This window comes from Phytohabitans flavus (assembly GCF_011764545.1).
Taxonomy (GTDB): domain Bacteria; phylum Actinomycetota; class Actinomycetes; order Mycobacteriales; family Micromonosporaceae; genus Phytohabitans; species Phytohabitans flavus.
On the sequence record NZ_AP022870.1, the window covers coordinates 790001 to 810764 of the forward strand.

Here is a 20764-nt window from a genome sequence, read left to right on the forward strand (position 1 = left end):
GGAGCGTCCCTGATGAACCTTCCTGTGCTAACCACCCAAACCATCATGGCCTTCGGGTTGTGGTGGGGAGCGTGGGAACCTGGGGGGTAGTAGTCAAGCGATGGGGTGACGCAGGAAGGTAGCTGATCCCGGCCGGTGGTTGTGCCGGGGTAAGCGTGTAGGCCGCACCATAGGCAAATCCGTGGTGCATGTGGCTGAGACGTGATGCCGAGCCGATTCAGGTGAAGTCAGTGATCCTATGCTGCCGAGAAAAGCCTCTAGCGAGTTCCGAGCGGCCCGTACCCCAAACCGACACAGGTGGTCAGGTAGAGAATACCGAGGCGATCGGGTGAACTGTGGTTAAGGAACTCGGCAAATTGCCCCCGTAACTTAGGGAGAAGGGGGGCCGGACGCGTGAAGCCCCTTGCGGGTGGAGCGTGGTATGGCCGCAGAGAGCAGGGGGAAGCGACTGTTTACTAAAAACACAGGTCCATGCGAAGTCGTAAGACGCTGTATATGGACTGACGCCTGCCCGGTGCTGGAACGTTAAGGGGACCGGTTAGCTCCTTTGGGGCGAAGCTGAGAACTTAAGCGCCAGTAAACGGCGGTGGTAACTATAACCATCCTAAGGTAGCGAAATTCCTTGTCGGGTAAGTTCCGACCTGCACGAATGGCGTAACGACTTCCCCACTGTCTCAACCACAGGCCCGGCGAAATTGCATTACGAGTAAAGATGCTCGTTACGCGCGGCAGGACGGAAAGACCCCGGGACCTTTACTATAGCTTGACATTGGTATTCGGACTTGATTGTGTAGGATAGGTGGGAGACTGTGAAGCTGGCACGCCAGTGTCGGTGGAGTCACTGTTGAAATACCACTCTGTTGAGTTTGGGTATCTAACCTTGGGCCCTGATCGGGTTCAGGGACAGTGTCTGGTGGGTAGTTTAACTGGGGCGGTTGCCTCCCAAAGGGTAACGGAGGCGCCCAAAGGTTCCCTCAGCCTGGTTGGCAATCAGGTGTTGAGTGTAAGTGCACAAGGGAGCTTGACTGTGAGACTGACGGGTCGAGCAGGGACGAAAGTCGGGACTAGTGATCCGGCACTTGCGTGTGGAAGCGGTGTCGCTCAACGGATAAAAGGTACCCCGGGGATAACAGGCTGATCTTCCCCAAGAGTCCATATCGACGGGATGGTTTGGCACCTCGATGTCGGCTCGTCGCATCCTGGGGCTGTAGCAGGTCCCAAGGGTTGGGCTGTTCGCCCATTAAAGCGGTACGCGAGCTGGGTTTAGAACGTCGTGAGACAGTTCGGTCCCTATCCGCCGTGCGCGTAGGATACTTGAGAAGGGCTGTCCCTAGTACGAGAGGACCGGGACGGACGAACCTCTGGTGTGCCAGTTGTCCCGCCAGGGGCACGGCTGGTTGGCTACGTTCGGAAGGGATAACCGCTGAAAGCATCTAAGCGGGAAGCCTGCTTCAAGATGAGGTATCCCACCCCTTGTGGGTTAAGGCCCCCAGTAGACGACTGGGTTGATAGGCCAGAGCTGTAAGCCTGGTAACAGGTTTAGGTGACTGGTACTAATAGGCCGAGGACTTGACTTACAAAGCTGCTACGCGTCCACTATGCGAATCTGAACCAACAACCAAACCCGGTTTTTGTGGGTGGTTGACAGGTTTATAGTGTTACGGCGGTCATGGCGGAGGGGAAACGCCCGGACACATTCCGAACCCGGAAGCTAAGCCTTCCAGCGCCGATGGTACTGCACTCGGGAGGGTGTGGGAGAGTAGGACACCGCCGGACTTCTTTTAGTGAAGGCCACCCCGCCGGGGTGGCCTTCACTGCGTATTGGGAGGATGGAACCGTGAGCCAGGGACCGCGCGGCGACGCACCGCGTGACGGCGACCGCGACGACGAGGGTCGAGGCCGGCGCGGCGGCGAGCGTAACGACCGTGGTGACCGGCCCTACGGCGATCGTGAGGGTGGCCGCGACCGGGGATTTGGACGGGATGGCGGCTTCAGGGGCGGCCCGCGCGAGGGTGACCGCACTGGCCGCGACGGCGGCTACCGCGGCGGACCCCGGGACGCCCACCGCGACTCGGGTGACCGGGGACGCGGTTACGGCGACCGTGAGGGCCGCTACCGGCGAGACGGCGACGACCGTGCGCCCCGTCCAGGCGGTAGTCGCGAAGGCGGCTTCCGGGGCAGCTCGCGCGGCGGATACGGCGAGGGCTCGCGGGGCAGCTTCCGTGGCGGTGCCCAGGGCCCGCGCGACAGCGGCGGTCGGGGACCCCGCGAGGGCGGCGGTGACTTCCGCGGTGGCCGGGACGGCGGCGGGTTCGGCGGTGGCCGGCCCTCGCGTGAGGGTGGCTTCGGCGGTCGCGGTCCGCGCGAGGGCGGTCGTGAGGGTGGCGGCTTCGGCGGCCGAGCACCGCGCGAGGGCGGCTACAGCGGCCCGCGTGACCGTGACCGTGGCGGGCCGCGTGGTGGCGGATTCGGCGGCGGCGACCGCGGCGGCTTCCGGCAGGGTGGCCGGGACGGCGGGTCTCGCGACGGCGGGCGCGACCGCGACTTCCGGGACAGCGGGCGCACCGGGCGTGACTCCGGCGCCGGTGGACGCGATGGCGGATCCCGCGGCGGCTACGGCGAGCGGGGCGGCCGTGAGGGCGGGTTCCGGCGCGACGAGCAGGGCTCGCGGGACGGTGGCTACCGCCGGGTGAGTGGCGGTTACGGCCGGGACGGCGGCGACCGTGGCGGCCCGCGCGACCAGGGACAGCGTGGCAGCTTCGGCGGCCGGCGCGACGACCGTGGGTACCAGGGTGACCGTGGCCAGCGCGGCGGCGGCTCCGGCCGCGACGACCGCGGGCAGCGTGGTTTCTCGGGCGACCGGGGCGACCGGGGTCCGCGTGAGGGCGGCTTCGGCGGCGACCGTGGCCCGCGCGGCTTCCAGGGTGACCGCGCGGACCGGGGTCCGCGCGAGGGTGGCTTCGCCGGCGGCCGCGACGACCGGGGTGCGCGAGGCTACTCCGGTGACCGGGGCGGCCGCGGCTTCCAGGGCGACCGCCGTCCGCGTGAAGGCGGCTTCGCCGGCGACCGCGGTCCGCGTGAAGGCGGCTTCGCCGGCGGGCGCGACGACCGTGGGCCGCGTGACGGTGGCTTCGCGGGCGGGCGTGACCGGGGCGACCGCGGTCCACGTGACGGCGGGTTCGGTGGCGGTCGCGAAGACCGCGGTCCGCGCGAGGGTGGCTTCGCGGGTGATCGGGGCGAGCGTGGGCCGCGTGAAGGCGGGTTCGCTGGCGGCCGCGACGACCGGGGTCCGCGGGATGGTGGAGCCGCCGGCGGGCGCGACGACCGCGGCGGACGTGGATACGGCGACCGGGGTCCGCGCGAAGGTGGCTTCCGGCGGGATGGTGACGACCGGGGCGGCCGCCGCGAGGGTGGCTACGAGCAGCGGGGCTACCGCAGCGGCTACGGCGACCGGGACGGTGGACGCGGGCCGCGTGGTGAGGGGGCGCCGCGGCGGACGTTCGAGGACCGGAGCCCAGGGCGCCGGGACGGCGGTGACCGCTGGTCCGACCGCGACCGCGACGGGCGCGGCGGCTTCCGGGGTGACCGGGAGCGGACTGGTGACGGTGCCGAGCCGCGCGTCGACCGCCGGGACACCGGCGAGGACCGGGGCCGGCCGAGCGCGCCGGTCATCCCCGAAGACATCCAGGCGACCGACCTCGACGGCGAGGTCCGCGCGGAGCTGCTGTCGCTGGCGCGGCCGGTGGCCGAAACGGTCGCCCGGCACCTCGTCGCGGCTGGCCAGCTGATCGACGAGGACCCCGAGGGGGCGATGGCGCACGCGCTCGCTGCGCGGCGGCTCGCGTCCCGGATCGCGGTGGTCCGGGAGGCGGTGGGCCTCGCCGCGTATGCCGCCGGGGAGTGGCAGACCGCGATCGCGGAGCTGCGCACGTACCACCGGATGAGCGGGAAGCAGACCCACCTCGCGGTGCTCGCCGACTGTGAGCGCGCGCTGGGGCGGCCGGAGCGGGCGGTCGACATCTACCGCGCCGCCGACCGGGCCGCGCTGGCGCCCGACGAGGCGATCGAGCTGCTCATCGTGGCCGCAGGCGCGCGTGGCGACATGGGGCAGAAGGACGCGGCCGTGGCGATGCTCCAGGTGCGCGAGCTGGCCGGCGAAGCCAGCGAGCCCTGGGCCGGGCGGCTGCGGTACGCGTACGCGGACGCGCTGCTCGCGGTCGGGCGGCGCGAGGAGGCGCGGGAGTGGTTCGCGCGGGCGGCGGACGCCGACCCCGAGGCGACCACCGACGCCGCCGAGCGGCTGCTCGAGCTCGACGGCGTGGTGCTGACCGGCGACGAGAAGACCGACCTCGAAGAGGACGAGTCCGCGGCGGGGGACGGCGACGGCGACGAGAGCGCCGCCGGCGGGCGTGCCGGGGACGAACGCGCCTCGGCGCCGCGCGGCGGGGACGAGGACGACGACGACCCGGACGCCGACTTCGACGACGACGATGACGACGACGACGACGAGGACGAGGACGAGGACGAGGACGACGATCGCTTCGACGGCGAGACGGCCGCCCGCCGCGGCGACGGCGACCCCGACGAGGACGACGACCGCGGCGACGCCGACGATGAAAACGACGAGGACGACGAGGACAACCGCGGCGAAGCCGATGACCTCGACGACGAGGACGGCGATGATGACGACCTCGGCGACGACGAGGATGACGACGACCTCGACGACGATGATGATGACGGCGACGACGAGGACGACCTCGACGGTCCGGACGGCGACGATGACGACCGCGTAGCTGATGACGACGAGGACGACTTCGACGGTCCGGACGGCGACGACGATGACGACCGCCTAGCTGACGACGACGATGACGACCGCGAAGACGATGACGAGGGCGACCTCGGCGGTCCGGACGGCGGCGGCAGCGATGAGGGCGACCGCGTAGCTGGCGACGACGCGGACCGTGGCGCAGACGGTGGTCGGGTCGCGGGCGACCGGGACAGCGGCGATCGCAGTGGCGGCAGTGAGAAGCGGGGCGGGACCGTGGCCGGGGCGGCCGACGAGGGCAAGGCGTGAGCGAGCGGCTGGTCGACGCGTACGACCTGGTGATCTTTGACCTGGACGGCGTGATCTACCTGATCGACCGGCCTATCGAGGGCGCGGTCGAGGCCGTGGGCGAGCTGCACCGGGCTGGTGTGCCGCTGGCGTACGCGACGAACAACGCCTCGCGCCGCTCCAGTGAGGTCGCCGACCTGCTGAACGGCCTCGGCGTACCAGCTGATGCGGGTGAAGTGATCACCTCAGCTGGCGCGTCGGCGGCCGTGTTGGCGCAGCGGCTGCCGACGGGTTCTCGGGTCCTGGTCGTGGGTGCTGAGGCGCTTCGCGCCGAGGTGCGCGACGTGGGGCTGGAGCCGGTGGTGCGGGCCGAGGAGCTGCCGGTGGCCGTGGTGCAGGGGTACGGGCCGCAGGTGGGCTGGTCCGATCTGGCCGAGGCCGCCGTCGCGATCCGGGGCGGCGCGGAGTGGGTCGCCACCAACACCGACCGCACGCTGCCCAGCCCGCGGGGGCCGCTGCCGGGGAACGGTTCGCTGGTGGCGGCGCTGCGCACCGCGCTCGGGCGGGAGCCGGACCTGGTCGTGGGCAAGCCGGAGCCGGAGCTCTTCGCGACCGCCGCGCGCCGGGTGGGCGCCCGGCGTCCGATCGTCGTGGGCGACCGGCTGGACACCGACATCGAGGGCGCGGTGCGGGCCGGGATGGACAGCCTGCTGGTGCTCACCGGCGTGAGCGGGCCGGCGGAACTGCTGGCGGCGCCGGCCGAGCAGCGGCCGACGTATGTGGCGGCGGACCTGAGCGGGCTCTTCGACGTGGCCGAGACGGCCACGGTGCCGCCGGACCGGGTCGAGGGCTGGCGGCTGGAAGACGGCGCCGGGCCGAGGCTGGCCGGCGAGGGCACCACGATCGACGCGCTGCGGCTGCTGTGTGGGCTGGCCTGGTCGGGCGGGGACGCCACCAGGGTCGAGCCCGACTCGCCCGCCGCCCGGGACGCCCTCCACGCGCTCGGCCTGGCCTGAGGCCAGCCAGCGCCCAAAAGCGGACGCCACCAAGGCCGAGCCCGGCCAGCGACTAGATCTTTCAAGGTCGAGGTCACATTCGATTTTTTGAGTTGGGTATTTGCCCCGGTCCGCGTCAGTGGCGGACCGTATGCTCCCGCGGGCACCGCGCAGGTCGGCGGCTCGCTAGCGCTCGCCGAGATCCCCGACCTGCGCTGCCGGGTCCGCGGTCCACGCCCCAACCCCCGAGGTACCGCGACCTGTCGAACGGGGCGCGTCGACCTGGGATCGCTGTCGGACGAGGGGGTAAGAGGTGGGTGCGCGGGCGCATTTGCTCTGCTTCCCTAGAGTGGCGGCGCTGGTGACCAGCGGCGAATTGACCAGCGGCGAATTCGCCGCCGGGTGGGTCCTTTGGTCCTGGGTGAGGCTGGTCCCGCAACGACCGCGCAGACGCGTTTTCTGAGGGATCGTGGTATCGAGTTGCCCCGGTAGGGGCAGCTCGATACCACGATCTGCCAGAGGGACATCGAGCGGCCTACAGGCGTATGTCTGCCTTGGACGGACCCGCACCCAACCACCGATCGAGGTCAAGGTCGGGCCGGAGCCCGGACCCGGGCAGCGAGGATCGTGGTCGACCGACAACGATCCGGGGGTGAGCTTGGCCAGCCGCGAAGGGTGAGGCCGCGGGAGCGACGGTCCGGACCACGACGAACATCGCGGTAGCTCGATTTTCTTGATTTTGGATCTTTGTCCGCGACATGGCGCCGAGCGGACGCCACGCGGGCCTCAAGCGGGCCGGCACCGGCCCGCGGGCCTAGATCAGCTTGCGGAGCTTGAGCAGGTCGAACGGGCTGGCGCTGATCGACACCCGTCGGGCGCCCAGTGCGCGGGCGAAGTCCAGCTCGCCTCGCACCATCGCTACGAGGTCGTCACTCGTCGTAGTGAGGGCGATTTTGGCGTTCGGGTTGTCGCCATCCACGATGTCGACGAGCTGGCCGTCGGTGATGCGACCGTTGAAGGCCACACCCAGGTCGCTGATGCGGCAGGCCAGCGTGCGGTCGAGGTTGAGCCGCTTGCGGGCGTCCTCCGCGTTGGCCGCCAAGCGCTTGGAGAGCTCGTCCAACGCCTGCCGGCACTCCTGCACGGTGGCCACACCAACCTCCGATCGACACCACACCAGGTCCACCGCACCGTACCTCACGGAAGTGGCGCGCCGGCCCGGTAGCGTGTGAGGTTGTACATCGGGCGTAGGTCGGAGGGATCTTGTAATGCAGGATGCGTGGCGGGCGTACCTCGAGCTTGCCCTGGGACTTACCGAGACGTCCCGGAAGAAGGCGCAGAAGGTCGCCAAGAAGCTCGTCGGCAAGGGTGGCGTGACGGCGGGTCAGCTCCAGTCGCTCGCCGAGGACCTGGTCTCCACCAGCCGCGCCAACCGCGAGTCCCTGTCGAAGCTGGTCCGTTTCGAGGTGGACCGCACGCTCGGCCGGGTCGGCCTGGCGACCGCGGAGGAGGTCGCCGATCTGACCACCCGCGTGCGCGACCTGGAGGAGGAGCTGCGGCAGGCGCGGGCCGCGGCCGCCGTGAGCGCGCCGGTGGAAGACGGCGTCCCGGTGCCTGACGGCGTGACGGAGGCCGCGGTCACCGCGCCGCCCGTCAAGAAGGCCCTCGCGAAGAAGACGGTGGCGAAGAAGACCGTGGCCAAGAAGGGGGCGGACGCTCCTCTGCCGGCGGCGGCCACCGCACCGGTCAAGAAGGCCGTGGCGAAGGCAGTCGCGAAGAAGGCGGTCGCGAAGAAGGTCGCCGCTGTCGCGCAGCCCATCGCCGAGGCGGCCACAGCGGCCGCCGAGACCGCGAAAAAGGCCGCCGAAGCAGCCACGGCAGCCGCCGAGCCAGCCGCGCCAGCGAAGAAGGCCGCCGCCAGCAAGACGGTGCCGGCCAAGAAGGCGGCCGCACCGCGCAAGACCGTCGCCAAGAAGGCGGCGCCGCCCGCAGGTGAGGAATCCTGATGCATCCCGTACCGGGACCGTACCGCCCGCCGGTGCCGGCGCCCACTGTGGAGTCCCCGGTCGCGCCCACAGTGGAGGGTGGCGGCACGGGCCACCCCGCTGTGGACGCCGTGGTCCAGGCGCTCGCGAACGCCGCGGACCTGCCACCCCGGGACCAGATCGCCGAGTACGAGGCGGCGCACTCCACGCTCCAGGAGACGCTCGCCACCATCGACCAGGCCTGATGGCACGCCGCGCCCGCCTCGACGCGGAGCTGGTCCGCCGAGGGCTGGCCCGCTCCCGCGAGCAGGCCGCCGAGCTTGTCGAAGCCGGCCGGGTGCGGGTGCAGGGGGTGCCGGCCCGCAAGGCCGCCGCCATGGTCGACCCGGCCGACGCGGTACTGGTGGTCGGCGACACCGTCGAGTACGTGTCGCGCGGCGGCCACAAGCTCGCCGGCGCGCTCGCGGCCTTCGAGAAGCTGACCGTCGAGGGGCGGCGGTGCCTCGACGCGGGCGCCTCCACGGGCGGCTTCACCGACGTGCTGCTGCGCGCCGGGGCCGCCGAGGTGGTCGCCGTCGACGTCGGGTACGGGCAGCTCGCCTGGTCGCTGCGGAACGACCCGCGGGTACACGTATTCGAGCGCACCAACGTCCGTACCCTCACTCCGGAGGCGATCGGCGGGCAGGTGGGGCTGACGGTGGCCGACCTGTCGTTCATCTCGCTGCGGTTGGTCCTGCCGGCCCTGGCCGTCTGCACCGCGGCGGACGGCGACCTCGCGCTGATGGTCAAGCCGCAGTTCGAGGTGGGCAAGGAGCGGGTCGGCGCCGGCGGCGTCGTGCGCGACCCGGCACTGCGCGCGGAGGCCGTGCTCGACGTGGCCGAGGCCGCGCGCGGCGAGGGGCTCGGCGTGGCCGGCGTGGCGGCGAGCCCGCTGCCGGGGCCGAGCGGAAACGTGGAGTTCTTCCTGTGGCTGCGCCGCGACGCGCCCGAGGTCGAGCGGGAGCGGGTACGGGAAGTGGTGGGCGCATGAGCCAGCACAGGGCGGCGTTACTCGTCACCCACACCGGGCGGCAGGACAGCACCGAGCACGCGCGGACGGTCGCGACCGACCTGATCGCGGCCGGCTTCGAGGTGCGGGTGGTGGCCGAGGAGGCCGCCGACCTCGACCTGCCCGAGGTCAAGCCGGTGAGCGGGCTGACGGCCGCGGACGGTGTGGAGATCGTGTTCGCGCTGGGCGGCGACGGGACGTTCCTGCGCGCGGCCGAGCTGGCCCGCCCGGTGGCCGCGCCGCTGCTCGGCATCAACCTCGGCAAGGTCGGCTTCCTCGCCGAGGCGGAGATCAGGGACCTCGACCAGGCGGTACGCGACGTGGTCGCCAGGGCGTACACAGTGGACTCCCGGCTCACCCTCGACGTGCTGGCCGAAGTGGACGGTGAGCCGATCGCGGAGTCCTGGGCGCTCAACGAGGTGAGTGTCGAGAAGGGACAGCGGGCGCACATGCTCGAGGTGCTCGTCGACGTCGACGGGCGGCCGCTGTCGCGGTACGGGTGCGACGGCGTGATCTGCGCGACGCCGACCGGCTCGACCGCGTACGCGTTCTCGGCCGGCGGGCCCGTCGTCTGGCCCGAGGTGGAGGCGCTGCTGCTGGTGCCGATCAGCGCGCACGCGCTCTTCAGCCGCCCGCTGGTCACCGCGCCGACGTCCACGTTCGTGATCACTGTGGACCCGTACACCTCGTTCGCGGCGCTCTGCTGCGACGGGCGGCGCGTCTTCGACCTGCCGCCCGGGGCGCGGGTGACTGTGCGGCGGGGGGCGTTGCCGGTCCGGATCGTCCGCTTGCGGGACGAACCGTTCACAGATCGGCTGGTAGCGAAGTTCGAGCTGCCGGTGGAGGGATGGCGCGGCACCCGGCGCTGAGGACCTACGCTGGGCCGCGTGTCCGATACCCGGCGGGAGTCCGCGGCCGAGAGCGCGGTGCGCGTCAGCACGCTGGAGCTCTTCTTCGACCTCGTCTTCGTCTTCACGCTGACCCAGCTCACCCGGCTGCTCGCCGACGAGCTCGACTGGACTGGCGCGGCGCGGGTGGCGCTGATGCTCGGCATCATCCTGTGGATGTACGGCGGTTTCGCCTGGCTGACCAACGCCGTCATCCCGAACAACCGCCTGCGCCGCACGCTGATGCTCGTCGGGATGGGCGGCTTCCTCACCATCTCGCTGGCGATCCCGGACGCGTTCGGCGACTCGGGGTGGGCGTTCGGCGTGGGGTACTTCGTCGTCAACGCCGTGCACAGTGGACTCTTCGTGCTCGCCGGCGGCCCCGGCTCGGCGCGTGCCATGCTCCGCCTCGCGCCGGTCAACCTGACCAGCGCCACCCTCGTGCTCGCCGGCGGGTTCGCGCCCGATGAGTGGCGGTGGGTGCTGTGGGGGCTGGCGTTCGCCGTATGTGTCGCGGCGCCGTACCTGCGGCCGATCGGCGGCTTCTCCATCTCGCCGTCGCACTTCGTGGAGCGGCACGGGCTGGTGGTCATCATCGCGCTCGGGGAGTCCGTGGTCGCGATCGGTGTCGGCGCGGCCGGCCTCGACGTCGACCCGGCTCTGGTGCTTGTCGCCGCGCTGGGGCTCACCCTCTCGTACCTGATGTGGTGGGTCTACTTCGGCGACGGTGACGAGGCCGCGGAGCACGCGCTGGCCTCGGTGCCGGAGAGCCGGCGGGCGATGGTGGCGATGCGCGCGTACGGGTACGCCCACTTCGTCCTGCTGCTCGGCATCGTGGTCGTGGCCGCCGGTACCAAGAAGGTCATCGGGCATGCGGGCGACGAGCTCAAGCTCGCCGAGGCGGTCGCGCTCGCCAGCGGCCTGGCGCTGTACCTGGCGGGCGATGCCGCGTTCCGCCGGGTGCTGGCCCTGGGCAAAGTGGAGTACCGCGCGGCCGGCGTGGTGCTGGCGCTTGCGACCATCCCGCTGGGGCTGGTGGTCGCGGGCTGGCAGCTTGTCGCCCTGGTCGTGGTCCTGCTGCTGGTGCTGGCGGCGGAGGCGCGAGGCCCGGCTCCGCACACGGCGAAAGCCCGGTGAATTCCTCGACGCTGAGGAAACACCGGGTCGATAGGATCGCTTTACGTACCTGAAACTGCCGCCGCTGGCCTATTCGGCGATGCGGGTGCGGCTGGTCCAGCGGTAAACCACCGCGCCGCTGTCGGGCAGGCCGGAGAGTTCGTCGGTGCGCTCGAAGTGTTCGTACCCACCGCGGTGCTCGACCTTGATTTTGTAAACCTCGTTAGTGGCCAGGCAGGTGCGGAGCTCGTCGGGAAAATCGCTCGGGCCTCCCTCCAGCCGCACCGGCGCACTTATCGCATTGTCGAGACGTTGAGTCATGGTCGGATCTCCGTCCACCCTCGACGATATTGCTGGCTGATCCCAGGCTATGGACAGCCGCGACCGGCGGCAGCCCCTACCGACCCTTAAGCCCGGTTTACGCAATGCTCGTCGGCCCGCGCTGGGCGAAGACGGCGACCGTGGGTATGGCGATCACGGCACTGTCAACGATTCGAGTGGGGTGTGTCGATCCGCCGGTTGGGCCGCCGGATTGCTTGGCAACGATCCGGAAATGGCGTCGTAGGGGTCGATACGGGTTGGCGCCGAATAGCGGGAAACCTAGCCTCGAACAGGAGTCTGTCGAGCTCGACGAGTCGCTGAACGCGTTGCCGTCTAGCAGAGCGGTGGGGATGGATGTCGACACCAACGATCGTATCGGAGACCGTTTCCGGGGCAGGTCCCTTGGCCGGTCCGTTAGCCGGCAAAGAGGTGCAACAGCCCGACTTCCGTGATCCGGCGGTGCGCCTGGCGCAGCTGCTCGACGCCGGCACGGTGGTCGCGCTGCATTCGCCGGACCGCAGCGGCGTCACGGCCGTGCGGGGCCAGATCCAGGGCCGCAAGGTGTACGCGTACTGCACCGACGCCACCAACATGGGCGGCGCCATGGGCACCGAGGGATGCCAGCACATCGTGCGGACCATCGACCTCGCCGTCCGCGACCGGGTGCCGGTCGTCGGGCTGTGGCACTCGGGCGGCGCGCGGCTGGCCGACGGGGTCGAGTCGATGGACGGTGTCGGCCAGGTCTTCGCGGCGATGACCCGCGCCTCCGGCCGGGTGCCGCAGATCTCGGTGGTGCTGGGCCCGGCCGCCGGTGCCGCGGCGTACGGACCGGCACTGACCGACGTCGTGATCATGTCTGAGGCCGGACGGATGTTCGTCACCGGCCCAGACGTGGTCAAGACGGTCACCGGCGAGCAGATCGACATGGCGGCGCTCGGCGGTGTCGAGGCGCACGGCCGCAAGTCCGGCGTGGCGCACATGGTGGTCAACACCGAGGCCGAGGCATACGTGAAGGCGCGGCGGATCACCGAGCTCTTCGCCCGCCCGGGTGCCTTCAACCTCTCCAGCGTGCAGGAGGAACGTGACCTGCGGGCGCTGCTGCCGGAGTCGTCCCGCCGCGCGTACGACGTGCGGGGGCTGGTGCGCGCGGTGCTCGACGCCGAGGTGGACGCGGCGCCGTTCGAGGAGTTCCAGCCCCGCTGGGCGGCGAACGTCGTGATCGGCCTCGGTCGTCTCGCCGGCCGTGCGGTCGGCGTGATCGCCAACAACCCCTCGCGCAAGGGTGGCTGCCTTGACTCGCTCAGCGCCGAGAAGGCGTCCAGGTTTGTCCGCATGTGTGACTCGCAGGGCATCCCGCTCGTCGTGATCGTCGACGTGCCCGGCTACCTGCCCGGCGTCGGTCAGGAGTGGGACGGCGTGATCCGGCGCGGCGCGAAGCTGCTGCACGCGTTTGCCGAGGCGGCGGTGCCGCGGGTCACGCTGGTCACCCGCAAGTCGTACGGCGGCGCGTACATCGCGATGAACTCCCGCTCGCTCGGCGCCACCGCGGTCTTCGCGTGGCCCGACGCGGAGGTCGCGGTGATGGGCGCGGAGGCGGCGGTAGGGGTGCTCTTCCGCAAGCGGCTGGCGGCCACGCCTCCCGAGGAGCGTGAGGCCCTGCGCCAGCAGCTGATCGCCGAGCAGACCCGGGTGGCGGGCGGCGTGGCCAGGGCGGTCGCGCTCGGTGTCGTCGACGAGGTCGTCGAGCCGGTGCACACCCGCCGGCGCCTGGCCGAGGCGATGGCCGAAGCCCCGGCGGGCCGCGGTCACCACGGAAACATCCCGCTCTGACCTGCGCCGCCGGGGGTCTGGAGAGCTTTTCGGGTCAGGGTGGCCTCTGCGCATGTCTCGGATAAAGATCCAAAACCAAGGAAATCGAGCTACCGCGACGTCCGCGGTGGTCCAGACCGCTGCTCCCGCGGCCTCACCCTTCGCGATTCACAACCCCCGGCAGATCGTGGTACCGAGCGGCCCCGCTGGGGGCCGCTGTGTACCACGATCGCTACTCCTGCTGGGCGCGGCCACGCGCCCAGGTCGACAGCTCGCGGAAACAGGAACCCTAGGGGGTTGGGGCTTGGACCGCGGACCTGGTAGCGCAGGTCGGAGATCTCGGCGAGCGCTAGCGAGCCGCCGACCTGCGCGGTGCCCGCGGGAGCATACGGTCCGCAAGTGACGCGGACCGGGGCAATACCGATCTTAAGAAATTGAATGTGACCCGGGGCCTACAGCGGCCGTCTATATATAAGGTGTCAGCTCCGCGACCAGCTATCCGGCCCCTGAGCCGTTGGGTAGCTGGTCGCGTCGCTCCCGGCCGGCGTCGGGGCGCTTGCCGCCGACCTCCTGCGGCAGGCTTTCGGTGAGGTGCACCGTGCGCGGCCGCTTGTAGGCGGGCAGCCGCCGGGCCACGAAGTCGATCAGATCCTGTGCCGTCGCCCCGTCGTCGGCGACCACGTAGGCGGTTACCTGTTGTCCGAGGTCGGGGTGGGGCGTGGCGGTCACCGCCGCGTCCCGGACCATCGGGTGTTCCATCAGGACCTGCTCCACCTCGGTGGCGCCCACCCGGTGGCGGCCGCTCTTGATCAGGTCGACGGAGGCGCGACCGACGATCCGGTGGCGCCCGCCCGGCCCGATGGTGGCCAGGTCTCCCGTGGAGAACCAGCCACCGTGGCGGCCGCCCTCCCGATCGTCGGTCAGGTAGCCGTCGAAGAGGGTCGGCCCGTGCACCTGTAGCTCGCCGACGGACGCGCCGTCGGCCGGCACCGGCACGCCCCGCCCGTCGACGACCCGGGTGGCCACGCCGCCGACGGGGGTGCCGACGTAGCCGGGCAGCCGGTCACCGAGTGCCCGGCTTGTCGTGACCACCATCGCTTCGGCCATCCCGTACCACTCCACGGGGCGGTGCCCGGTGAGCTCGGCGAGGCGGACGAACTCGCGGGCGGTCAGCGGTGACTCGCCGGAGACCAGCAGCCGGGCCGAACGCAGGGCCCGGGCCGCCTCCAGGGTGCTGGTGACTGAGTTCCACGCGGGCGGATCGCCCAGGTAGAGCGTGCCCTCCGCGGCGGCGAAGGTGGTGGGGCTGGGCCGGCCGGTGTAGACCAGCGGCGACCCGATCCGCAGCGACGCGATGATCCCCAGGATCAGGTTGCACGGGCGGGTCATCGGTAGCCCGTGCACCACCACGTCGTCCGGGCCCCAGGCCCACGCGTCGGCCACCGCGTCGATGCTGGCCGCGATCGCCCCGGCGGAGAGCCGCACCGCCTTGGGCGGCCCGGTGGTGCCGCGGGTGTAGCCGATCAGCGCGATGGCATCCGGCGAGACCGCGGGAAAGCTGGCCGACGAGCGGCGCCGCAGGTCGACGGCGAGCCGCGGCCGGTCGGTCGGCTCGAACCGCCGGCCCGTTGTCAGCACCGCCGCCGCCCGCGTCTCGCGCAGGATCCGATCCCACGTCGCCTGGGTGAACGCCGGCGACAGCGGCACCACCGGTGTGCCGGCGATCAGCGCACCGGTGATCGCCACGACCGTTTCCAGGGAGACGGTCGCGTGTACGGCCACTGCCTCCATGCCCTGCACCTGCTTCGCGACCGCACCCGCACAGAGTCTCAGCTGCTGGCGGGAGATCCCTCGGTCGGCCACCTGGATCACGTTGGGATGGTCCCTGAGCCCGTCGCCGGAAACCTCGAGCGCGCTGAGCAAACGGTTACCGACCCTTCCAGGAAAATGACGTGGAGGCGGCGAGGGGCGGCCTGGCAGCGTGTCCACCATCGGGTGCGACGCGAGCGTGGTCATCGCCTAGGCCCTCCCCAGCGCCCGGCGCAGCGCGACAGCGGCCGGCACCACGCTCGCGGTAAACGAGATCACTCCACATGAGACGATGACCACCAGCAGGATCAGCCAGGGCACCCGTACGGCCACCGAGTCGGAGAGGCCACTGAGTGCGGCCGTCACCACGATCAAGGTGGCCCCGGTGACCAAGGCGCCGATCACCGCGCCCACAGCGCCGACGGTGATCGCCTCCCGGCCGACGAGCCGCAGGATCTGCCGGCGGGTCGCCCCGGCCAGCCGTAGGGTGAGCAGCTCCCGGATCCGTCCGGTGGTCGCCATCAGCTGCGTGTTGGCGATGGAGATGGCTGTGTACACGAGTGCCATGCCGAGGATCGCGAGGAGCGAGAGCCGGCTGAGCCGGTCGAACTGCTCGTCCAGCGTGGCCAGGTGCGTCTTCGTCTCCGCCACCGCACCGCCCTGCGGGGCAACCGCGGCCGCGATGCTCGCCCGGTCGGCGCCGGGTGCCAGGCTCAGGTAGACCGAGTCCGGCAGCGGCACCGCGGTGTGCGCGGCGGCCTGCGCCCAGGGCAGGAATACGTTGGGCAGGCCGAGCCGGTCGTCGACGATCGCGACCAGCCGCAGCGAGGCCTGGGAGCCGTCACCGAGCCACAGCTCCGCCTGGTCACCGAGCTTCCACCCGTGTGCGTCGGCCATCGCCGCGCTGACCGCGACGGTCTCGCCGGTGAGATCGTCGAACGTTCCGGCGGTCAGCGGCAGGCGCAGCACCTGGTCGGCGCTGGGCCCGTCGATGTACCACGCGGTGCGCTGCTGCATCATGTTCCGCACGCTGTCGAAGACTCCGCTGGTCTTGGTGCGTGCCGTGGCGTTGACCCCGGGCACGCCCTTGGCCACGTCGGCCACCGTCTCGGGCAGCTGGGCGTCGCCTGCCGGCACCACGAGCAGCGGGGCGGTGAGCTGGGCGCGCAGGCTGGCGGCCTGGGTGGCGGAGATGGTCTCGGTGCCGGCGAGCGAGGCGCCGGCCAGCCCGATCGTGATGAGGACCGGGGCGATCGTCGACGCGTACCGCTTGCTCTCGGTGCGCACGCCCGACCTGGCCAGCACCGCGACCACGCCGCTGCCGAGCGTCATCGTCCAGGCGAACGGCCTCATCATTACGGGCAGCAGGAGGGTGCAGCCGAGGATCAGCGCCATCACCACGACCAGCAGGTAGGCGCTCCCCTCCGGAGTGGACAGCAGCGGTGCGAGCGGGAAGATGCCGCCGATGCAGGCCAGCCCGAGCACCCACCGCAGGATCGTCATGCTCCGGCGGTCCACTGTGGCCTCGCGCAGCGCCTCGATCGGGCGTACCTTGCCGGCCCGCCGCGCGGCGAACCAGGCACCGACCAGCGCGACGATCAGGCCAAGCCCGCCCGCCGCGAGCACCGGCCACCACACGAACTCGGCGGTGAATCCGGCCGGCGCCAGCTCCTTGTCGGCCAGCCAGCGGGCGAACACCGGGGCGAGCACGACGCTCAGCGCGCCGCCGGCGGCAGCGGCGAGCACGCCGACCAGCGCGGCCTCGTTGATGACGATCCGGCGTACCTGCCGGGGTGTGGCACCGGCGGTGCGCAGCAGCGCGAACTCGCGCCTGCGCTGGGCGACCGTGAAGGCGAACGTGCCCGCGACCACGAACGTGGAGACGAAGCCGGCGAGGCCGGCGGTGCTGCCGACCAGCGAGACGGTGGCGATCAGGAGCCCGGCCTCCGGGTCGGCCTCGGCGGTGCGCCGTGCGTCGCCGGTCACCACGCGCAGCTGCGGAAACTGGCCGCGCAGTGCCGACTTGGCCCGATCGCCGATCGCGGCCGGGTCGGCGCCGGGCGCGGCGAGCAGTGCCACCGCCGACACGCGACCCTTGGCCAGCTGCTCGGCGGTGGCCTCCGACACGTACACGGCGGGCTCGGCTTCGGTCTCGATGACACCGCTGACCGTGAAGTCGCGCGGACCGTCGACTGTGGAGAGTGTGACCGTGTCGCCGGGCTTCTGGTCGGTGGGCGCGGTCAGGACGACCTGGTTGTCGCTGGTCGGCCGATCGCCGGCCACCATCCGGTGCGGGTGCAGGGCGCTCGCCGCCCACGGGTGGGCCTCGGTGGCACTGCCGAAGCTCGCGTAGCCGGCCCGGTCGACGACCACGCCGGAGACGCCCTCGATGCCGGTGAGCGCGGCGGCGGCGCCGTCCGGCACGTAGCCACGCTCGCCCGGGGCAGGCCGGGATTGGCCGCCGGACCGTCGGGATCCGCGGCGGTCACGCCCGCGCCGTCCGGCCCGGCGACCACCACCGACGGGCTGACGAACCAGCGCGGCGGCTCGTCGGGTCCGCTGAGGACCGCGGCGAGGGTGAGGCCGGCCGTGGCGAAGAGCGCCACACCCAGCGAGAGCGCCAGAAACGAGCCGACGAAGCTCGCCCAGCGGGCTTTGAGGGTGTGCCGGGCGAGGGTCATCATTTGGTCGTCCCGATGGACGCGACCTCGAGGAGGGTCATCCGCTCGGCGACGGCCTGCGGCGTCGGGTTCTGAAGCTCACCGGCGAGCCGGCCGTCGGAGAGGAAGACCACCCGGTCGGCGAACGACGCGGCCACCGGGTCGTGCGTCACCATGATCACTGTCTGACCGTGTTTGTCGACGACCGACCGCAGCAGCACGAGGATCTCGCGCCCGGTGGTCGAGTCGAGGGCGCCGGTCGGCTCGTCGGCGAAGAGCACCTCCGGCTTGGTGATGAGCGCCCGTGCGATCGCGACCCGCTGCTGCTGGCCACCGGACATCTCGCTGGGGCGGTGCTTGGTGCGCTCGCCGAGGCCGAGCGAGGCCAGGACGCCGCGCGTCTCGGACCGCTTGGGACGCCGGCCGGCCAGCATCAGCGGCAGCGCCACGTTGAGCTCGGCGGTCAGGGACGGCAGCAGGTTGAACTGCTGGAACACAAAGCCGATCTTCTGACGCCGCAGCAGCGTCAGCTTGGTCTCGCTGAGATCGTTGAGCCGGGTGGTGCCGATGAACACGTCACCCGAGGTGGGGCGGTCGAGTCCGGCGGCACACTGGAGCAGCGTGCTCTTGCCGGATCCGGACGGACCCATCACCGCGGTGAAGGTGCCGACCCCGAAATCGATCGACACGCCATCCAACGCGTTGACCGTGGCACCCTTGCTGCCGTAAACCCTTCGCACGTCGTGCAGTCGCACGGCTTGCTCGCTAGTCGTCGTCACGCTCATAAGCGTCGCGGAGCGGCGGGCCCCCGTCACTGGCGCAGGCTTACCGCAAGGGGGTAGAGCTAGCGTTACCCCACCCCGCGCGGCGCCGTGCGGGCCGGTGATCGACGCCCGTAGTCTTGGTGTCCGTGGCGGAGATCCGGCTCCAGCAGACGTTGCCTGGCGCGGTCGCCGCGCGTACCGCCAGACACGCGCTTACCGGCCACCCCCTGCGATTTCTGCGCTCGTGGTGGCCGTGGCGGTCATTCGCCTACCTGCTGTCCGGCGTGTTCGTCGCGTTCGCGTGGCTGGCCAGCGTGCTGCTGCTGGTGTTCGTACCGGTGCTCGGGCTCGTGGCGCTGCTGGCCGGCATCCCGCTGAGCCGGGTGGAGCGGTGGCGGCTGCGCCTCGTCGACCGTACGCCGGCGCTGTCGACGCACCACCGTCCCGCCCGGCCCGGCGTGTGGGCCTGGCTCAGCACCCGCTTTCGTGAGGCGAGCACCTGGAAGGAGCTCGGGTACGCGCTGCTGTTCTCGTTCGGGCTCGCCTGGGTCGACCTCTCCGTGGCGCTGCTGGTGCTGTGTGTGCTGTACCTGCTCGCGTTTCCGCTGGTGGTGTTCACGATCCCGGACGAGTACCTGCCGATCGAGGTGCTCTGGCTCGACGTGTCCGGCCCCCGGAGTCGCTGCTCGCCGCCTTCGCCGGACTGGTGACCCTGCCGGTGATGCTCTACCTCGCGACCGCGTACGCGGCGGCCCGCGCGGCGCTGACCCGGTCGCTGCTGGCCCTGCCGCTGGACGACTCGCTCCGCGCCGAGATGGTCGAGCTGAGCCGCTCCCGGGCGCGCATCCTGGAGGCGTTCGACGCTCAGCGCCGGCGGATCGAGCGCGACCTGCACGACGGCGCCCAGCAGCGGCTGACCGGTCTGATCATGACGCTGGGTCTGGCCCGGCTGGAGCTCGACGGGGCCCCCGCACCCGCCCGTGACCTGGTCGCTCGGGCGTATGACGAGGCCAACCAGGCGCTGGTGGAGCTGCGCGACCTGGTGCACGGCATCCACCCGCAGGTGCTCACCGATCGGGGTCTCGGCCCGGCGCTGGACGAGCTCGCCGAGCGCTGCGCGGTGCCGGTAAACGTGACGGTGCGGCCGGCGGAGCGGCTGCCGGAGCCGGTGGAGGCGGCGGTGTGGTTCACCATCGCCGAGGCGCTCACCAACGTCGTCCGGCACAGCCGCGCCACGCAGGCGTCGGTGACGATCGAGCGGCACGGCGACGAGCTGGTGGTCGAGGTACGCGACGACGGGGTGGGCGGCGCCGACGCGAGCGGGGCAGTGGCCTGCTGGGCCTCGCCGACCGGGTGTCGGTGCTGGACGGCAGGATCATGTTGAGCAGCCCGCTGGGCGGGCCGACCGTGTTGAGGGTGGAGTTGCCGTGCGGATCGTGATCGCCGAAGACTCCGTGCTGCTTCGGGAGGGTCTGGACCAGATCCTCACCCGTTTCGGCCACGAGGTGCGGGCGGTCGGTGACGGCGACGGGCTGCTGGCCGCGGTCGCCGAGGAGGTGCCCGACGTGGTGGTGACGGACGTTCGCATGCCGCCCGGCTTTCGCGACGAGGGCCTGCGTGCCGCGATCGAGCTGCGCCGCCGGTACGAGGGGCTGCCGGTGCTCGTGCTGTCGCAGTACGTCGAGCAGACCTACGCCGCCGAGCTGGTCAGCACCGGCGCGGGGTGGGTTACCTGCTCAAGAACCGGATCGGCGACGTGACCGAGTTCGTCGACGCGCTCGCCCGGGTGGCCGGCGGTGGTACGGTCGTCGATACCGACGTGATCCAGCATCTGCTGAGCCGCCGGCGTGCCAGCACCTCGCTGGAGCGGCTTACCGCGCGCGAGCGGGACGTGCTCGAGTTGATGGCGGAAGGCCGGTCGAACGCGGCAGTGGCGCGGCGGCTGGACATCTCTCAGGCGGCAGTCGCCAAGCATGTCAATAGCATTTTCACAAAGCTGAGCCTGCCTCCCGCGGCCGACGACCACCGTCGGGTGCTCGCGGTCCTGGCCTATTTGCGAACGTGAGTCGCGTTTGAGCATCCCCTTTCCGGGCCGGTAGCGTGCCCAAAGCCGACCCCTATACCGAGGAACTACTAGTTTCCCGAGACTTAACACTGTTACGCCGCCGTTTCTGTGCACGTCAGGGGTCTTGTACTGGTGTTGGTAGGGGTGGCCAACGCCATGGTGGCCGATTGCGCCAGATCAACCGCGCTGCAACACTGGCGTGATCCGGGCACTGTCGGAGGTCTATGTTGTTGACATAGGACATGACGCGTG

General features: G+C 71.1%; 14 protein-coding genes, 2 rRNA genes and 2 pseudogenes (1 of these 18 only partly in view). 13 read left to right on the top strand and 5 right to left on the bottom strand.

Annotation, left to right across the window (positions count from 1 at the left end; genetic code table 11):
* From Pflav_RS03580 to Pflav_RS03595, 4 genes and pseudogenes are all read left to right on the top strand, one after another.
* Positions 1-1577: ribosomal RNA gene (locus tag Pflav_RS03580) — 23S ribosomal RNA — on the top strand (it extends 1525 nt beyond the left edge of the window).
* Between the two features lie 82 nt (positions 1578-1659).
* Positions 1660-1776: ribosomal RNA gene (gene rrf, locus Pflav_RS03585) — 5S ribosomal RNA — on the top strand.
* Positions 1777-3811: 2035 nt separating this feature from the next.
* Positions 3812-4651 (top strand): annotated as a pseudogene (locus tag Pflav_RS48355) (hypothetical protein); the annotation flags it as partial.
* 419 nt (positions 4652-5070) lie between these two features.
* On the top strand, positions 5071-6069 hold the full coding sequence (locus Pflav_RS03595; protein ID WP_173033734.1) for an HAD-IIA family hydrolase: 999 nt from the start codon (positions 5071-5073) through the stop codon (positions 6067-6069).
* A 793-nt stretch (positions 6070-6862) separates the two neighbouring features.
* Here the strand turns inward: Pflav_RS03595 and Pflav_RS03600 are convergent.
* Positions 6863-7201: an SCP2 sterol-binding domain-containing protein gene (locus Pflav_RS03600; RefSeq protein ID WP_173033736.1), complete on the bottom strand. Its 339-nt coding sequence runs from the start codon at positions 7199-7201 to the stop codon at positions 6863-6865.
* 115 nt (positions 7202-7316) lie between these two features.
* Here Pflav_RS03600 and Pflav_RS03605 point away from each other — a divergent pair, with 115 nt between their 5' ends.
* The 5 genes from Pflav_RS03605 to Pflav_RS03625 are packed head-to-tail and all read left to right on the top strand — an operon-like array spanning position 7317 to position 11105.
* Entirely contained in the window at positions 7317-8054 is a 738-nt protein-coding gene (locus Pflav_RS03605) for a phasin family protein (RefSeq protein WP_232070960.1), read from the top strand.
* Positions 8054-8278 (top strand): hypothetical protein, encoded by a 225-nt coding sequence (locus Pflav_RS03610; protein ID WP_173032607.1) that lies wholly within the window; start codon positions 8054-8056, stop codon positions 8276-8278. Before Pflav_RS03605 ends, Pflav_RS03610 begins: the two co-directional genes overlap by 1 nt.
* Positions 8278-9063 (top strand): TlyA family RNA methyltransferase, encoded by a 786-nt coding sequence (locus Pflav_RS03615; RefSeq protein ID WP_173033739.1) that lies wholly within the window; start codon positions 8278-8280, stop codon positions 9061-9063. The genes Pflav_RS03610 and Pflav_RS03615 overlap by 1 nt, the downstream gene beginning before the upstream one ends.
* Positions 9060-9950 (top strand): NAD kinase, encoded by an 891-nt coding sequence (locus Pflav_RS03620; protein WP_173033741.1) that lies wholly within the window; start codon positions 9060-9062, stop codon positions 9948-9950. Before Pflav_RS03615 ends, Pflav_RS03620 begins: the two co-directional genes overlap by 4 nt.
* Before the next feature lie 18 nt (positions 9951-9968).
* Complete coding sequence (locus Pflav_RS03625) at positions 9969-11105, top strand: low temperature requirement protein A (RefSeq protein ID WP_173033743.1); 1137 nt, start codon at positions 9969-9971, stop codon at positions 11103-11105.
* Positions 11106-11174: 69 nt separating this feature from the next.
* On the opposite strand, the gene Pflav_RS03630 is transcribed toward Pflav_RS03625, so the two are convergent.
* Entirely contained in the window at positions 11175-11405 is a 231-nt protein-coding gene (locus Pflav_RS03630; protein WP_173033745.1) for a DUF5988 family protein, read from the bottom strand.
* Between the two features lie 402 nt (positions 11406-11807).
* Here Pflav_RS03630 and Pflav_RS03635 point away from each other — a divergent pair, with 402 nt between their 5' ends.
* Entirely contained in the window at positions 11808-13235 is a 1428-nt protein-coding gene (locus tag Pflav_RS03635; protein WP_415624305.1) for an acyl-CoA carboxylase subunit beta, read from the top strand.
* A 474-nt stretch (positions 13236-13709) separates the two neighbouring features.
* Here the strand turns inward: Pflav_RS03635 and Pflav_RS03640 are convergent, their stop codons facing one another.
* From Pflav_RS03640 to Pflav_RS03650, 3 genes are all read right to left on the bottom strand, one after another.
* A complete protein-coding gene (locus Pflav_RS03640) occupies positions 13710-15086 on the bottom strand; it encodes an AMP-binding protein (RefSeq protein ID WP_232070962.1) in 1377 nt (458 codons plus the stop codon).
* Between the two features lie 147 nt (positions 15087-15233).
* Complete coding sequence (locus tag Pflav_RS03645) at positions 15234-17447, bottom strand: FtsX-like permease family protein (RefSeq protein ID WP_173033749.1); 2214 nt, start codon at positions 17445-17447, stop codon at positions 15234-15236.
* A gap of 256 nt (positions 17448-17703) precedes the next feature.
* On the bottom strand, positions 17704-18468 hold the full coding sequence (locus tag Pflav_RS03650) for an ABC transporter ATP-binding protein (protein ID WP_173042210.1): 765 nt from the start codon (positions 18466-18468) through the stop codon (positions 17704-17706).
* A gap of 125 nt (positions 18469-18593) precedes the next feature.
* Between Pflav_RS03650 and Pflav_RS44720 the strand changes: the two genes are divergently transcribed.
* The 3 genes and pseudogenes from Pflav_RS44720 to Pflav_RS03660 all read left to right on the top strand — a co-directional run bounded on the left by Pflav_RS44720 (position 18594) and on the right by Pflav_RS03660 (position 20512).
* Positions 18594-19157, top strand: a complete 564-nt coding sequence (locus Pflav_RS44720; RefSeq protein ID WP_232070963.1) for a sensor domain-containing protein — start codon at positions 18594-18596, stop codon at positions 19155-19157.
* Between the two features lie 11 nt (positions 19158-19168).
* Positions 19169-19831, top strand: coding sequence for a sensor histidine kinase (locus tag Pflav_RS44725; protein WP_232070964.1), 663 nt, complete (start codon positions 19169-19171; stop codon positions 19829-19831).
* A gap of 43 nt (positions 19832-19874) precedes the next feature.
* Positions 19875-20512: pseudogene (locus Pflav_RS03660) on the top strand (response regulator).
* The last annotated feature ends 252 nt before the right edge of the window (positions 20513-20764 follow it).

Excerpts from the sequence above, each read along its gene's own strand:
- Pflav_RS03605 (WP_232070960.1), top strand. The coding sequence starts at position 7,317 with ATGCAGGATGCGTGGCGGGCGTACCTCGAGCTTGCCCTGGGACTTACC.
- Pflav_RS03630 (WP_173033745.1), bottom strand. The coding sequence starts at position 11,405 with ATGACTCAACGTCTCGACAATGCGATAAGTGCGCCGGTGCGGCTGGAG.
- Pflav_RS03620 (WP_173033741.1), top strand. The coding sequence starts at position 9,060 with ATGAGCCAGCACAGGGCGGCGTTACTCGTCACCCACACCGGGCGGCAG.
- Pflav_RS03615 (WP_173033739.1), top strand. The coding sequence starts at position 8,278 with ATGGCACGCCGCGCCCGCCTCGACGCGGAGCTGGTCCGCCGAGGGCTG.
- Pflav_RS03610 (WP_173032607.1), top strand. The coding sequence starts at position 8,054 with ATGCATCCCGTACCGGGACCGTACCGCCCGCCGGTGCCGGCGCCCACT.
- Pflav_RS44725 (WP_232070964.1), top strand. The coding sequence starts at position 19,169 with ATGCTCTACCTCGCGACCGCGTACGCGGCGGCCCGCGCGGCGCTGACC.
- Pflav_RS03650 (WP_173042210.1), bottom strand. The coding sequence starts at position 18,468 with ATGAGCGTGACGACGACTAGCGAGCAAGCCGTGCGACTGCACGACGTG.